General features: G+C 39.5%; 13 protein-coding genes. 7 read left to right on the top strand and 6 right to left on the bottom strand.

Going from position 1 to position 15,566, the window contains the following annotated elements; genetic code table 11:
* The 5 genes from ACTRWE_RS14560 to ACTRWE_RS14540 all read left to right on the top strand — a co-directional run.
* A partial coding sequence (locus ACTRWE_RS14560) for an SIR2 family protein (RefSeq protein ID WP_462880210.1) occupies positions 1-1,477 on the top strand: 1,477 nt, incomplete at its 5' end.
* A 3-nt stretch (positions 1,478-1,480) separates the two neighbouring features.
* Positions 1,481-1,927 (top strand): TIR domain-containing protein, encoded by a 447-nt coding sequence (locus ACTRWE_RS14555; protein WP_462880209.1) that lies wholly within the window; start codon positions 1,481-1,483, stop codon positions 1,925-1,927.
* A gap of 450 nt (positions 1,928-2,377) precedes the next feature.
* Positions 2,378-2,707 carry a hypothetical protein gene (locus ACTRWE_RS14550; RefSeq protein WP_462880208.1) on the top strand — a complete coding sequence of 110 codons (330 nt, stop codon included), beginning with the start codon at positions 2,378-2,380 and terminating at the stop codon, positions 2,705-2,707.
* A gap of 100 nt (positions 2,708-2,807) precedes the next feature.
* Positions 2,808-3,161: a hypothetical protein gene (locus ACTRWE_RS14545; RefSeq protein WP_010389245.1), complete on the top strand. Its 354-nt coding sequence runs from the start codon at positions 2,808-2,810 to the stop codon at positions 3,159-3,161.
* A gap of 412 nt (positions 3,162-3,573) precedes the next feature.
* On the top strand, positions 3,574-3,939 hold the full coding sequence (locus ACTRWE_RS14540; protein WP_288985923.1) for an energy transducer TonB: 366 nt from the start codon (positions 3,574-3,576) through the stop codon (positions 3,937-3,939).
* Between the two features lie 385 nt (positions 3,940-4,324).
* Here the strand turns inward: ACTRWE_RS14540 and ACTRWE_RS14535 are convergent, their stop codons facing one another.
* Together ACTRWE_RS14535 and ACTRWE_RS14530 are read right to left on the bottom strand one after the other, a co-directional pair.
* The gene (locus ACTRWE_RS14535; RefSeq protein WP_335675218.1) at positions 4,325-5,914 is read right to left on the bottom strand and encodes a tetratricopeptide repeat-containing sulfotransferase family protein; all 1,590 of its coding nucleotides are present in this window, start codon (positions 5,912-5,914) and stop codon (positions 4,325-4,327) included.
* Between the two features lie 85 nt (positions 5,915-5,999).
* Entirely contained in the window at positions 6,000-8,414 is a 2,415-nt protein-coding gene (locus tag ACTRWE_RS14530) for a TonB-dependent receptor (RefSeq protein ID WP_462880207.1), read from the bottom strand.
* A gap of 373 nt (positions 8,415-8,787) precedes the next feature.
* On the opposite strand from ACTRWE_RS14530, the gene ACTRWE_RS14525 reads away from it, so the two are divergent.
* Complete coding sequence (locus ACTRWE_RS14525) at positions 8,788-9,882, top strand: NADH:flavin oxidoreductase/NADH oxidase (RefSeq protein WP_462880206.1); 1,095 nt, start codon at positions 8,788-8,790, stop codon at positions 9,880-9,882.
* Positions 9,883-9,956: 74 nt separating this feature from the next.
* Here ACTRWE_RS14525 and ACTRWE_RS14520 read toward each other — a convergent pair whose 3' ends face one another.
* From ACTRWE_RS14520 to ACTRWE_RS14510, 3 genes are all read right to left on the bottom strand, one after another.
* Entirely contained in the window at positions 9,957-10,826 is an 870-nt protein-coding gene (locus tag ACTRWE_RS14520) for an EamA family transporter (protein ID WP_016899600.1), read from the bottom strand.
* A gap of 189 nt (positions 10,827-11,015) precedes the next feature.
* A complete protein-coding gene (locus tag ACTRWE_RS14515; protein ID WP_335675513.1) occupies positions 11,016-12,017 on the bottom strand; it encodes a Gfo/Idh/MocA family protein in 1,002 nt (333 codons plus the stop codon).
* A 37-nt stretch (positions 12,018-12,054) separates the two neighbouring features.
* Positions 12,055-13,056 carry an AraC family transcriptional regulator ligand-binding domain-containing protein gene (locus tag ACTRWE_RS14510; protein ID WP_462880205.1) on the bottom strand — a complete coding sequence of 334 codons (1,002 nt, stop codon included), beginning with the start codon at positions 13,054-13,056 and terminating at the stop codon, positions 12,055-12,057.
* Positions 13,057-13,145: 89 nt separating this feature from the next.
* On the opposite strand from ACTRWE_RS14510, the gene ACTRWE_RS14505 reads away from it, so the two are divergent.
* Positions 13,146-14,756 carry a GMC family oxidoreductase gene (locus tag ACTRWE_RS14505; protein WP_462880204.1) on the top strand — a complete coding sequence of 537 codons (1,611 nt, stop codon included), beginning with the start codon at positions 13,146-13,148 and terminating at the stop codon, positions 14,754-14,756.
* On the opposite strand, the gene ACTRWE_RS14500 is transcribed toward ACTRWE_RS14505, so the two are convergent.
* Positions 14,753-15,562 carry a class I SAM-dependent methyltransferase gene (locus tag ACTRWE_RS14500; protein ID WP_335674956.1) on the bottom strand — a complete coding sequence of 270 codons (810 nt, stop codon included), beginning with the start codon at positions 15,560-15,562 and terminating at the stop codon, positions 14,753-14,755. The genes ACTRWE_RS14505 and ACTRWE_RS14500 overlap by 4 nt on opposite strands.
* Positions 15,563-15,566 lie beyond the last annotated feature (4 nt).

Raw genomic sequence — 15,566 nt, 5'->3', positions numbered from 1 at the left:
TAAGCCATCGTTTTTGCATCAAATTGAGAGAGTATTAATGGATCTAAAGAAGAAAGCATTTTTATCAGATGTAGGTAAAGAACTTCCTGAAGAGAACGTGGCTGTTTTTGCTGGAGCTGGAATGTCGGCAGGAGCTGGTTTTGTTAATTGGGCTGAACTGCTTAGACCAATAGCGGATGAGCTTGGCTTAGATGTTGATAAAGAAAGCGATCTTGTAGCGCTTGCACAATTCCATTGCAATGATAATGGCAACAACCGTAGCCAGCTTAATCAAAGGCTAATAGAGGAATTTTCACGAGAAGCATTAGAAACAGATAATCATAAAATTCTTTGTCGGCTACCAATACGCACTTATTGGACTACAAATTATGACAAGATGATTGAATCTGCTTTAGATAGAGCTGGAAAAATAGCTGATGTTAAATATACAAAAGATCATCTATCAACAACTAGACCAAAGCGTGATGCTGTTGTGTATAAAATGCACGGCGATGTCGAGCATCCAAATCAAGCGGTTTTGACCAAAGATGATTATGAACGTTATCACGTAAAAATGGATCAGTATTTAGCTAATTTGAAAGGTGATCTGATTTCAAAAACTTTCATCTTTATTGGTTTTAGTTTTACAGACCCAAATTTGGACTACATCCTAAGTAGAGTAAGGGTCGCGTATGAAGGGAGCCAACGGAGGCATTATTGTTTTATTAAGGCTATCGAACAAGAAAAGGATGAAAGTTTAGCTGATTTTGAATACAAAAAAATAAAGCAAAGTTACTTCATCAAAGATCTAGAAAGGTTCAATGTAAAAACAATATTAGTCAATGCTTTTTCTGAAATTACAGATTTATTACTACGCCTAGAACAGAATTATAAATCTAAAACCGCTTTTATGTCTGGTGCTGCTCATGAATATGGTGAAATGGATGAAAGGGAAGCACTTGGTTTTGTATATAGCTTAAGCCGGTCTCTAGTTTCCCAAAATTTACGCGTTGTTTCCGGCTTTGGCTTAGGTGTTGGCAGTTCTGTTATCTCAGGTGTATTAGAGCAGACGTTCACTAATCCAAAAGCCAAAGTTGAAGATCAACTTGTGTTAAGACCTTTCCCACAATCGACGGAAGGAGAGCTGTCTTTATCAGCTTTGTGGACAAAATATAGAGAAGACATGATTGATCATGCTGGTATCGCCTTATTTATGTTTGGTAACAAGCTAAGTGATAACAACGTTGTTTTGTCTAACGGAATGCGTGAAGAGTATGAAATTGCAAAAAATAAAGGGTTATTTTTAATTCCTATTGGTGCTACGGGTTATATGGCTGAGCAATTATGGGAAGAGCAAAACTCAGAAATTCAGAAAAATACAGACATCTCAAAGGAAATGAAGCAACTTTTCAAAAAACTTGGCGACCACCAAGTTGAGACTGAAGAATTAATTGATTTGGTAATTCAGATCATTAACTTAAAAAATAAAGGGATATAAAGTATGGCTAGAAAAGCATTTTTTAGTTTCCAGTTTTCGGAAGATAACTGGCGTGCAAATGTTGTAAGAAACAGTTGGGTTACTCAAGATAGAAAGAGTTCTGGTTTTTTCGACTCTGCTGTGTGGGAAAAAGTAAAAAAACAAACTGATTCAGAGATAAAAAAGTGGATTGATGGGCAATTGAGTGGATGCTCTGTAACAGTTGTCTTAGTAGGCTCAAAGACTTGTAAAAGTAAATGGGTGAAATATGAAATTGAAAAAAGTATTGAGCTTGGAAAAGGTTTATTAGAAATTGATATAAGTAAAATTAAAAACAGAGACGGTAAGACATCAATCAAAGGAGATTGGATGCTTACTAATTCATATAAGTCTTATCTTTGGAACAAGGACGATGGGTATAATAATATGGGGGATTGGATCGAAACCGCTGCAAAAGCTGCTGGTCGCTAATTTATTGGCTTATAACAAGTTGCTTAAACGGAAAAATAACAGTTGGCCATCGCTTCGCGATTATAGCCAACCATTATTTTCCGCTTAGCAAAGCGATATGTACAGGAAAGTATGTCGCCAGATAATCAAATAGTATTCAAATCATTGATCGGTTACGGCTTATTTTTCTTTGTAATTTGGCTTGTTTTATCAATGGTTCTTATTTTTACTGGGTCAGCTGAATTTTCAGTTAAAGGCTTAGGGTTTTCATTCTTGGTATTACAACTTCCTACATTAATTCTTGTAGTTAAAACAAAACTACGGTTAAATAAAAATCCAATAAAATGAGTAATATATATCAAGCCAATTAAGCGGGACTAAAAACAGTTTGCTCGGTTTCACTTCGCTACACATTTTAGCCAACAATTTTTTGCCTGTTAATTGGGCGTTAGCCTTACAAGGAGTATGGTAGTGGAATCAACGTATATTTATATAATTATCGCTTGCTTAGTGATCTGGTTTATCGAGCATAAAGTAAACTTATCTACTTCGCACAAAGCGTTAATAGAAGATGGTGATAACGTTATAATTAATCCAACTATGTTGTCACGCTGCTATGGTTTTTCATCTAAAGTTGTAGCTAAATCTAATATTACAAAAATTCAACTCGCAGATAATTGTGTTAGTTTATTCACAGAAAGTAATAACGCCATAGATATTTGGTTACCTAAAAAATATTGCAGTAATGTTGCTGAACGTGCAGAGAAATATTTCAAAAATGCGAGTTTGGTAAAAGTGTAATGCTAACAAGGGCTTAAAACGGAAAAAATACAGTTGGCTATTTTCACTCCGTTCAATATTTTAGCCAACAATTTTTTGCCGTTAGCATTAAGGAGTTAATTTGGATAGTCTATTGAAAATAACATCGCTACTTAATTTTTTAATTTATACCGTTGTGGCGATCTTTATTCTGATATCTCAGGGTGAATTTTATGAAAACCATTATTGGTTTTTAATTGCTTTTTTGGGTGTTTCTATAGCAGCGTCAAACTTAAAGCCCGTTAATGATGTACTTGTTGGTATTCTATTCTCAGGGCTTACAGCTAATCTCTTATTAGTTGCCTCGGTATCAACAGGTATAAAAATCAATAGTGCTACATTTTTGATTTTTTTCGGGTACTTATGCGCAGGCTGCTTTTCTGTATGGTTTTTTATCGCACGGAATAAGTATCAGAGTTTTAATGCTAACAAGTGACTATGGTGCTCAATGTCCTCTCATAGCACACAGGCATACTTCGGCAAAGAGCGATGAACGATCATTCAGGTGAGTCGTTTTTAACTTAGTAAGAATAAAAAGAAACCCTCCCTTTTTTACATAGCGAAATAACCTACATTAAGCATAAAATTTATAGCTGGCAATAACTTACACTATTTTTTATTAATATAAGTTAATAAAATGAGGGCATTTTCACGCTTGAATTTGGAAAGTGTTAACTGATAAAGCGGTTATATGTACAAGGAGTTATGGTGAAGAAATTCTTCAAATATCTAGGTTTTGGAATTTTAAGTGTTGTTATATTTTTCATTGGTATTGGAGTTGCTGAACACCTTAGTAGACTTAACCACTAGTTGTATATTTTATTGAGCTATATTTTTAGGGGTAGTCTTTGAAGTACATAACTATATTTTTAGTCCTTTTACTGGTTGGTTGTAATAGTACTGATAAAGCGGCAAATTCAAGTACTGTATATACCAATGCGCAAACAGATTCACCTGCAAAATGGGTTGTGAAGATTGAACCAAAATATCCTGAAGATGCGGCTAAAAATAACGTAGAGGGCTACATAAAATTTAAAGCAATAGTGAATGAAGTTGGTGCGTTAGAAAGAGTTGAAGTAATTGAATCTGCCCCAAAAGGTGTATTTGAAAAGGAAGGTTTACGGGCTTTAAAACTATGGCGATTTAAGCCTGCGTTATTAAATGGTAGGCTGGTTAAGGTTGAGTACGCTGGTACTCTCGAGTGGAAGTTATAATGTCTTTAGGGATGAGCATATCATGGAGATCTAAGCAACCTAAACAAAAACGATGTGATAGGTGTGAACTGTATTATTCTGAGTTCTTGGATAAATGTACGCATTGTTCCGATTTAAGCGAAGCACAATTACTTATGCTTAAGGCTAAACATCAAGAATCTCTTAAACATAATGCTAAGCTTGGTAAATACTTATTTATAGTTGCTGTAGTAATTGGCGTATTACTTTTTATTAGCTTTTTATGGTAGCGTTGGGGTTTTCCTTAAGTGGAAGAGGGTCAGTTAACAGAGAAAAAACCTCAAATACATTCAGCCTAAAAATTTATATCCATCCGCTAACTTTCAAATTAATCACACTGAACTATCCGTCCACGTAATATTTTTTGTTATTTAATTAAACCTAAAACTCCTTCCTTAACTAAATAAGCCTGCGCTTCATCTGTATGGGGCTTAAACTTTTTCCATCGGCCTATGGCTTTGTTGTTAAGCGGTTGGCGTACTTGCATTTTGCTGGCGGTTGATACCGGTGCGGTGTTTAAATGAAAATCAAGGCACTGTGGTTGCCAGTCTAAGTCACAATAGCTCACTAACTCTTTTATCTTTTGCTCTGGTGCGGCGATGAGCTCTTCGTATTTTACTAGTTTAATATTGCTGTGTACGGCGCTAAAGTGCTGTATTAGTTTATAAAAGCGGCTGTAAAATTTAGCTGTATCGAGTAAGTCTAAGGAGTAGGCATAATACGGGTTGTTAATGGTAAATAGCTGGCGATAGTTACCAATGCAGGTGTCCATGGGGTCGCGAAGTAGGCAGATAATTTTAGCATTAGGCAGTGCTTTGGTAATTAAATCGATATAAAAAAAGTTAAACGGTAGTTTATCAATAAAGTGTTTATGGCTACCGGTAACTACACGGGTCGCCTCAAGGTAAGTGCTACCAAGTTTTGCAAAATCAAGCTGGTAAGCTTGGCTTAAGGTGTCTGTATCAAGTACTTGAGGCGTTGGTGTTTGGCTGAGTTTTTTTACACTTAGGCCAAAATCTTGCAGCTCGCCCGCCGATTGTACGTCGCTGTGGCTTGATAAAATTCGCTCAACTAATGTGGTGCCTGAACGTGGCATACCTAACACAAAAATTGGCTCACAGCTTTGGTTACCAGCTGTTTGTTGGTTTTTGTATTTATCACTGAGCTGTTTAATGTGTGCGAATAGTGCCTCAGACGCTTGATTATCAAACGCCTTATTAGCGTGTTTTGCTGTTTTACCTTGTTGTAACGCGGCAAAGGCTGCTGAAAAGTCGCCTAGGTCTTGATATTCTTTTGCCAGTGCATGACCTATATGCAGTTTAGCGTCGGGATGATTGACCTGTTCAAATGCGTTTTTTAGTCGCGCTATGTGGTTATTTTGCTCAGTGACTTTAGTTAAATCAGATAAAGCAAAATGACTTTGATGATGAAGCGGATTCAGTGCAATGGCATTTTCAAACGCTTGCTGCGCCTTTTCAAACTGGCCTAAAAATTTAGCACATACCCCATAGTTATAATAAAACTGTGGCTGACGAGTATTACTCCTCTCAGCTATACTTAATGCGCATATAAAGTAATCAGCTGCTTGTTGATGTAAACCCGCTTGGGTGAGCGCCACGCCTAATGTATCGGCATCAAGTGCTTTACTAATATGTTCAAGCTTAACGCTGAGGGCGGTGCTTTTCGCTTTTTGTAAATCGCCGGTAAGAGCGTAGCACTTGGCAAGTTGCGCTGTATATTCAATAGACTGAGTAAAGTTTAATGCTTTTTCAATTAGCTTTATCGCTTTATAAATTTGACCAACCTGTAAATTAACCATGGCGAGTAAAAAGTAGCCATCAGCAAAGTCAGGCTGCAGTGTCACTAGCTCAACCAGTGCTTTATGCGCTTGCTGAATGTTGCCTTGGTTTAAGTTGTTTATAGCGCTTTGGTGTAGTTGCTTTAAGTTTGGCTGCATGAATACTCTTATAAATAATGTACTTACAAATAAAAAGGCTCAAATTAATTTGAGCCTTTTTATTGTACTTAAACTTATCGTTTAATTATATTTCAAACTTATAGTTAAATTTAATGCCTACAGTAAGCGGGCGATTAACATAGTAACCATAGTTACGTTGTATGTCTGCGCCATTCGCTGTTGTAATATCCGCATCTGAGCGACGAACAGAGGTAACCGCATATTTATTAAATAGGTTATCTACATATAAAGTAGTCGACCACGCATCGGCGGTTAATTTAGCTGAAAGATTACTTAAGCTATAACCTGGAAGTGCTTCACCATTATCACGTAGGCCTACTTTTGAAATTACATCACTTTGTGCAGTTAAACCGTAGTTAATATCTAAGGTTTTATCATTTAACACGTCTGTTTGGTAGTTAATCCCCATAGAAAACTGATGCTCTGGCGAGCCTGGTAAACGGTCGCCATCTACCGCACCATCACTCCCGTCAGCATTAAATAAATAGGGTGCGTCTGAGGTTAGCTCTGCTTTTGTATAGGCATAAGTTGCATAGGCAGTAAATGAGTCTGATAAAATTGCACGCGTGGCAATCTCAATCCCTTTCGCATTCGCGCTACCTGCATTTGACAGGTACGGTAATTGGCCTACTGTTGTTGCCCCTGCAATTTGTGCGTTATCCCAATCAACATTGAATAGGGCGGCGTTAAAGTGTAGTTGGCTTCTAAACCATGTACTTTTAAAGCCTAGCTCATAGTTAGTTGTGGTATCTGCTTCATACAGCATTTCATCAGGTGTACCACAGCCTGTTTGTTGATCCTCAGGTAAGGGCACAGGACAAGGCACTAGGCCATTTGAGCCGCCAATTCTAAAGCCTTCGCTAACAGTGGCGTATCCCATTACAGTATCAGTAAACTGATACTTAGCATTAAATTTAAATAGATTACCGTTGTCGCCTGCTTTGTTTTCTTCAAAATTAATTGAGATTGCATCAGGTGCAGCACCTTCATACAGGGTATTTGCTAATGGGAAGTCAAAAGCCGCTTTTGACTCAACATCGTATTCGTAAAAACGCGCGCCAATGGTAATGTCGAGTTTATCGGTTACTTGGTAACCCACTTCACCAAAAAGCGCTGATTCAGTGACATTGCTGCCAGTAATTTCTAAATATTCTAAAGAGTCTGGTCTAAATTGTGCGCCATCGAAATTATCAACCGCGAACTGATCAAACCCAGGTGTGTACTCTCTGCTTGATGCATCGGTGTCAGTTTTGTTGTAAAAACCACCAACAATCCAGCTTAAATCGCTATCACTTTGTGAGACTAAACGCAGTTCTTGGGTAAAGGTGTCTTTTTCGTCAATTTCACGAGTAAAGGCTGAAAACGAAGGAAACTCTTCGTAGCCATAGTCTAAGCGAATTAAAAGATCAGTTTGATCACGTTGCCCATCGGCGTCAAATTGAGAAATACCGGTAGCTGAGACCAGCTCAGCAAAACCTAAGTCGGCTTTTAGTTCAAGGCTTAGTAATTGGTCTTCTTTTATCCGTGGCTCTTCATAACGGTACGCTGACTCGTATTTGCCAATGCGATCATTTAAGCCATTGTTAGCATTAAGGCTGTTGTGATGAACAATTGAGCGGCCTTCGGTGTCTTGCTTTTGATAGAAGTAGTTTAATGTGCCTTCAAATGACTCATTTGCTTTGTAACGCAATGAAATACGGCCAGTTGTGGTTGTTTCACCGTTGGCGTCTTTTACATTTTTAAGATTGCTGTTGACTGCATCAAGGTTTGCCCAATCAGGGTCGGTAATCGATACACCTGGTTCACGAACGGTGTAGGCGTAATCAATAAACCCTGGGTCTTCATAAATATTTAAGCTGGTACGAACAGCCAGTTTATCTTCAATTAATGGTAAATTGAAGATAAAGCCCGCTTCACCACCGACCGAATCACTTTCTTGAGTTTGAAAAACATCACCAAATACTTCCCCTGAGGTGAAATCAAGCTCTGGTTCTTTAAGCATATAGCGAATAGCGCCGCCTAATGTACCAGCTCCATATAATGTGCCTTGTGGCCCAATAAGCACTTCCACGCGCTCTACATCAACAAGGCGCATATCGACCGATACTGGAATTTCATTAATATATGTGGCAACAGTGCCACCATCTGATGAAGGGCCTGATGAATTAGTATTTAAACCACGGACTATAATAGGTGAACCGGCACGGCCACCTTGATCTGTAATTGTTAAACCTGGCACCCAACGTGCTACATCGGCCAGCTCACTGATGTTTTGATCTTTCATTACATCAGCATCGAGCGCGGTAATGTTAAGAGGCGCAGCTTGAATTGAGCCACTTCGGCGCGTTGCTGTAACCTCAATAACTTCAAGCGATTTGTTCTTTTCAATAACTTGCTCTTGAGCGGCTGCATGGCAGCTAAACAGTACACTGCTCAGTGCGCTTGATACAGCCAAGGTTAACAGGCTTGGTTTAAACATAAAAAGTGATCCTAGTTCAATAAAATGTGTTTATAAATGAGCGCTAATAGTAGCAGGGTGTTTTAGTGATGGAAATAAAAATATGAATTTTAATTCACTTTTCTAGAATAAAAATATAAATATGAATTTGAGTGTTTCACGCTGTATATTAAACAAACAAAGGCGTTGCTTTAAAATCAACCAAAATAATAATTGTGCCTAATATAGATAAAAACTGGATAATGAATAGTTTAAAACGTCATTACTTATATTTTTATAAACACTATAAAAATGAATATTCCCCCCCATAATCTTTATAGTACATGTTTAATTATTGATAACACGAACAGCACAATTTAGTTGTGGCTGTGAGTCAGTTATATGAGGATTTATAATGTCAAAGCTGTTTTCACCATTGTCACTTGGTAAGTTAAGCCTAGAGAATAGAATTATTATTGCACCCATGTGCCAGTACTCGGCCAACAATGGCGCTGCAAGTGACTGGCATACCATTCATTTAGGGCAATTGAGTTTAAGCGGAGCGGGTTTACTTATTTTAGAAGCGACGGCCGTTAATCCCGAAGGGCGAATTAGTTACGCCGATTTAGGATTATGGGATGATACAACCCAAGCTGCATTAGCAAAAAGTTTAACGGCCGTAAGACAATACAGCCCAATGCCTATTGGTATTCAATTAGCCCATGCAGGTCGTAAAGCGTCAACCGATAAACCATGGGATGGCGGTGGGGCACTTATGCCCGATCACCTCAATGGTTGGCAAACGGTTGCGCCATCAGCCATTGCCTATGATGAAAACAGCCCCATTCCCAAAGCGATGAACCAAGATGATATAGATTCGCTCATAAGTGACTTTGTTAATGCGGCAAAGCGCGCTGACGAGTTGGGCCTTGATTTAATAGAAATACATGGCGCACACGGTTATTTGCTACACCAGTTCTTATCGCCGCTGACAAACAAACGTGATGATCAATACGGTGGTAGCCTAGAAAATAGAATGCGATTATTACTCGACGTATTTAAAGCTGTAAGAGCGGCATTTCCAAGCAATAAAGCGGTGGGTTTACGTATTTCAGCAACCGATTGGGTTGATGGTGGTTGGGATTTACCGCAATCAATTGAACTGGCAAAAGCGCTTGACGCGTTAGGGTGTGACTTTATTCATGTAAGCACTGCGGGTTTAAGCCCTGAGCAAGATATACCTGTTGCTAAGAATTTTCAGGTGCCGTTTGCAACCGCCATTAAACAGGTTGTGAATATGCCAGTGATCGCGGTGGGTTTAATTACCGAGGCGCAGCAAGCTGAAAGTATTATCAGTGATGAACGTGCTGATGGTGTCGCTTTAGCGCGGGGGATTTTATATAACCCACATTGGCCTTGGCATGCTGCGGCCGAGTTGGGCGCGCAAGTACAAGCACCAAAGCAATATTTGCGTTCAAGCCCACATGGTCAGCCATCCCCTATAAAATAGTGAATGACTTAACTGCAAAACCCAAGCAAATAGCGTGGGTTTTGTGTCTCAGTAGCTTAATATTTAATTAAATATTAAGCAGGAACTGGCTGCTTTTTACTGTTTGACGTTGAGCTACCAACCGAGGCAATGATAACTAATAAAATAGCGAGCCACTGCCAAATGCTAAGTAGTTCACCTAAAATAACTAAGCCAGCGAGTGCTGCAATAGCGGGTTCAAGGCTCATCATAATGCTAAACCCTTGCGGCGACATATTACGCAGCGTGATCATTTCTAAAGTATAAGGTAAGGCACTTGAGAGTACCGCAATGGCAATACCTAACGGAATAATATCCCAAGTAAATGCAGCACTTTGTGATATACCACCATAAGGTACAAGCACAATAGCTGAAATGGTCATACCCATCGCTACTGTTGCTCCACCAGAGCTTTGGCTGCCGGTTTTTTTACCAAATAAAATATAACCTGCCCAACACGCACCCGCTGCAAGCGCTAAAATCACGCCAATTGGGTCTAAACTTTCTTGGCCTTTCATATCGGGTAACAGTAATAATATTCCGGTTATTGCGCAGGCAACCCAAAATAAATCACGCTTTCGTCTTGATGAAAATAACGCAACGGCAAGGGGCCCGGTAAATTCAAGCGCAACACCAATACCCAGTGGAATACGTTCAATGGCGTAATAAAATAGAATGTTCATGCCGCCTAGGCTCAAACCATAAATTAAGATGGGTAAACGCTGGCTTGCAACCGGAAAGTGTCTCCAAGGTTTAAAAATTAAACAAAGAATAGCGGCAGAAAAACCTAAACGTAAGGCCGTTGTGCCCTCAGGGCCAACAATAGGGAAAAGCTGCTTAGCCAGTGAAGCCCCAGACTGAATAGTGATCATTGCAAGCAATATGCATAAAATAGCCAGTAATAGCTCTTTGGTTGATTTTTGCATGGTCGTCCTTAAAAATTGCCACTTAATTGCGGCGCATATTACCTGCTTTTACCTACGCAGGTAAATGTAAATTAACGTTTTACATGGAGTTCCCAGTGATGAGAGGCTATCACTGGGCTGAATAAAAAAGCGTTACTCTTTTTAAGATTGAGGTGGCAGGTAATGAGGGCTGACTCATTGAGTAAAAATTTATAGTTCAGCTTTACTATCTGCAGGGTATATAACGCCCAATTGCGCGCGGGCGGTATCGAGTACCGTCATCACATCGCGTGAAAGCTGGTGGTTGTTAATATGTGACTCTAATGTGTTTTGCTCAATCATCTCAATAAAGTGCGCAACTTCATACTTCATAAAATGCTCATCAAAATCTGCACTTATTGTTTCTTTTTGGCCATTATTAGCGATGAATTCCACTTTTTTAAGCTGCGATACAGCTTCAATACGAATACGACCTAACTCACCTTGTATTTCGGTGATGTTCTCGCCCTGCGATATTTTTGAATAACTAATTACCGCTTGTTTATCTGCATAATTTAAAAGTACATCGCCGGCACCATCAACACCGGTTTCTAGCAATACGCCACTGGCGTGCACACTGTTTGGTGCGCCCCACAGTGCTATAAGTAAATAAAGTGGGTAAATACCCAAGTCTACTAATGCGCCATTTGCAAATTCAGGTAAAAAGGTATTAGGGCGCTCACCGTTTTTGAACTTATCGTAACGTGACGAGTATTGGCTAAATTGGCCAATAAATTTACGCGGTGTACCAATTCTTTTTAATGCGTTTTTTAAAACAGCAAAGTTAGGTAAATGCGTTGTCATCATCGCTTCCATGTACAAACGTTGATGTTTTTGAGCAGCTGTTAAAATAGCCGTAAGCTCATGACTATTTGCTGCTGAAGGTTTTTCGCCAAGTACGTGTTTGCCCGCTTTTAAACACTGTATTGCATACGCACTGTGCAGGCTATTGGGCGCAGCTATATAAACTGCGTCTACTTGTTCATCTTGGCACACAGCATCAATAGAGGTAAAAATTTTAGCGTCGGTATTTGTTGGATGATTAGCTAAAAAGCGCTCGCCGCTGCTTATTTGGCGAGAGCAAATACCGTATAAATTAAAATTACTCAGAGTACTTGCCGCATCGAGTAGGGTGTCGCTAATAAAATTGGTACCTACAATCACAAAATTCATGTTTAGCCTTTTTATGTATTTTACGCAGCTTTGCAGTTTAACAATGTTTTGCTCTAAATGCGCGGGCAGAGCAGTTAAACCAGCGTTTTACACTGGCACTTAATGTGGCTTGTTCTTGATAACCTAACAGCTCGGAAATATGTGAAATAGAAAATTGGTTTTGCATTAAATAGTGTTCACATAATGCGCGGCGAGTGGCATCTTTTAGTTTTACAAAACTGGTGTTATGTTTTTTAAGTTCACGGTGCAAGGTCCGTGGGTGCATATTAAGTGCCGTTGCTATCGTTTGGTTTGAGCATTGAAAAAGGGGCAGCATGGGTCGAATAAGTGCACTTACTTGCGAAGGTAACGACTGAGTATGCGCATTATTAGCGGCTAAAAAGTTTAATGCGGCTTGTACTTTGTGTTGATCAGAAACATTAAGCGGCAATAATAAATCGTCTTTGGCGATTAAAATACCGGCGCTGTTTCTGTGTTCAATAACGTGACAGCCAAAGTGCTGATGGTAAGCGCGTAGATTTGCATCAAGCTTTTGCGGTAAAAATACCTTAATGGGTTTGCATTGATTTTGGCTCACTTTTTTTAAGGTGGCGAGCGCCAGTGCAATTGTTAATTCAATAATTTGATTTATAACAGGTAATGGCTTGAGTTTTATTTCGAATGATAAAAATATATTTTGGTCATCTTCAAGTGTATGCGTGGTTAAATTAAGTGCGGGTGTATGTAAGTGTAGGTATTTAATTACCCACGTTAGCGCTTCACCTAAATCAGTTCCACTTTTAGCAGCGATAGCGATATGCCCTAAAATATCAAAGCTTTGTTTGCTAGCGAGTTTAAGGCCAAAACTTGGGCAGTTTAAGCTATGAGCGCAGTATTCTAAAAGCTCAGCATAATGGCGATAAGTTAAGCTTTGTGTTTCAAGGGAGTTTAACGCTACCTCAATGGCGCAATGGCGCATAATGCTTGTTGTATCACCACCTAGTTCGGTAATTAATGTATCAATTCCCTGCAAAGAAGTGGCTTTAATTAGACTGCTCATAACAATTGCATTAGTGGAGAGGTGTCTAAAAATATCAAGTTTTCAGTAGATAATCCATGCAAAGTAGTTTTTTTAATGGGAGATTTTTTATGCATACCACCTCATTTGATTACATTGTGATTGGCGCAGGCAGTGCCGGCTGTGTTGTTGCCTCGCGATTATCTGAAAATAAAAATGTAAGTGTGTGTTTAATTGAAGCCGGCGGCCGTGACCAAAGTGCTATGGTGCAAATGCCTGTGGGAGTTGCAGCTAGTGTTCCTTATGGCATTAATAGCTGGCATTACAATACGGTGCCACAAAAAGAGCTTAATAACCGCTGTGGGTTTATGCCCAGAGGTAAAGTGCTTGGTGGTTCAAGTTCAATCAATGCCATGGTGTACATAAGAGGGAATAAAAAAGACTACGACAACTGGGCCGCTATGGGAAATACCGGCTGGGATTATACCAGTTTGCTGCCTTATTTTATCAAAGCTGAAAACAACAAAACCTTTACCAACAGCCCATATCATGGTGTAAATGGCCCCTTACATGTGCAAGAGCTAAGTTTACCAAGCCCAGTTAATCAGCTGTTTTTAAAAGCATGCCAAGAGCAAGGAGTGGCCCTTAATGACGATATTAATGCGCAGCAACAGCTAGGTGCGCGGTTATCGCAGGTCACTCAACATAAAGGGGAGCGTTGCAGTGCGGCAAAAGCGTACTTAACACCTAATTTAGCTCGTAAAAACTTAACCGTGCTCACTGACGCGCAGGTGCATAAAATTAATTTTTGCGGGAAATCTGCAACTGGTGTAACAGTTGCAGTTAATAATAAAAGCTATGTGCTCAATGCCCATAAAGAAGTTATTTTAAGTGCCGGTGCTATTAACTCCCCACACCTTTTAATGTTATCGGGAGTGGGGCCTGCAGATCATTTAAAGCAGCATAACATTGAGCTTGTAACGCCATTAGAAGGTGTAGGCAGTAATTTGCACGATCACTTAACCGTTGTGCCATTATACAAAGCAAAATATTCGCAAGGCACATTTGGAATAAGTGCCAGTGGTGCGTTTAATATTGCAAAAGGATGCGTTGATTGGTTTGCCAAACGCGAAGGAAAGCTAACCAGTAACTTTGCCGAATCGCATGCGTTTATAAACTTATTTACAGATTCTATTGTGCCCGATGTGCAACTTGAGTTTGTTATTGGGCTGGTGGACGATCACAGCCGTAAACTGCATTATGGCCATGGATACAGTATTCATAGCAGCATAATGCACCCTAAAAGCCGCGGCACTATTCGTTTAGCGGATGCCAACCCTTTAAGTGCGCCACTCATTGATCCTAATTATTTAAGCCACCCCGATGATTTACAGGTTATGCTACTTGGGCTTAAAAAAACATTGAGCATAATGCAAAGCAAAGCGTTTGATATTATTCGTGCAGATATGGTATATCCGCTTGATATTAATGATGATAGGCAGCTTATTGAGTTTATTAGGCAAACAGCCGATACAGAATACCACCCCGTAGGAACCTGCAAAATGGGCCAAGACGATATGGCTGTGGTTGATAGCGAATTACGTGTTCACGGTGTGCAAAATTTACGGGTGGTAGACGCCTCTATTATGCCCAGTATTATTACCGGAAATACCAATGCTGGGGTAATAGCCATTGCAGAAAAAGCAGCTGATTTAATTAAGCTCGCCGCAATCTGTGATTAATTTGACTTATAAAACGCGGTTAACCATTGCTGCCAGTCTTGTTCTAGTTTGAGCATTTGCTGGTGTTTTTTAGCGGAAAAATGTTTGTTTTTATCCTCATCCGCTAAAAACGGCCCCACACGACAAAGCGGGCAATAATCATCAGTTAGATAATTCGGGGTTGTTAACATATCACTTAATTCGGGTGGTGTATTTTCACTAAATACATAGGTAATACCGCTGGTGTCTTTGACGTGTTTGTCACGGTCGACATTGCGAATTTTATAGCCATCAAAGCGACTGATATCGAATGGCATTTGTCCTTGGTATGCCGCGTTTAAATGGGTATTTAAACTCCCCTCAATATTCCACTCACGATACGGTTTAACATCTTTTGAGGTTATATAACATAACCCCGGGCCTTGAGGGGTCAAGGCAAACTCATTGGCATATTTTATAAACTGATGCAGTAACGCACGGTTAAGCACGTTCATGCTGTTATTACGTGTATTTTTCTCAAATGCGTCGCGACCAATAAACGCAGGAATAAGTGGAAATTGAAAAATCACTACATCAAAGCTGTTTAGGTGCTCGGCTAGTTGTTGCCAACATTGTGTGTTGGTGACATCAAATTCATTAAGCACATTAACGTTATGTGCTTTAAGTGAAGCAAGCGCGTTATCGGGGTATTTTTCTGTAAGAGTTGCAGCTGCATCATAGGTTGAGGCAACTAACTTTTGCGGTTTAATGTGGTTATAAAGCGCGTTTGAAAACGATAAGTCGCCATCACCTACCGTGAGTATGTTCCAATTTGGGTTTAAGTACATATTA

The organism is Pseudoalteromonas sp. G5_S1_54_S4 (assembly GCF_054968565.1).
Note: the sequence above shows the minus strand (reverse complement) of the source record. Positions and strands in the feature narration are given on the sequence as shown.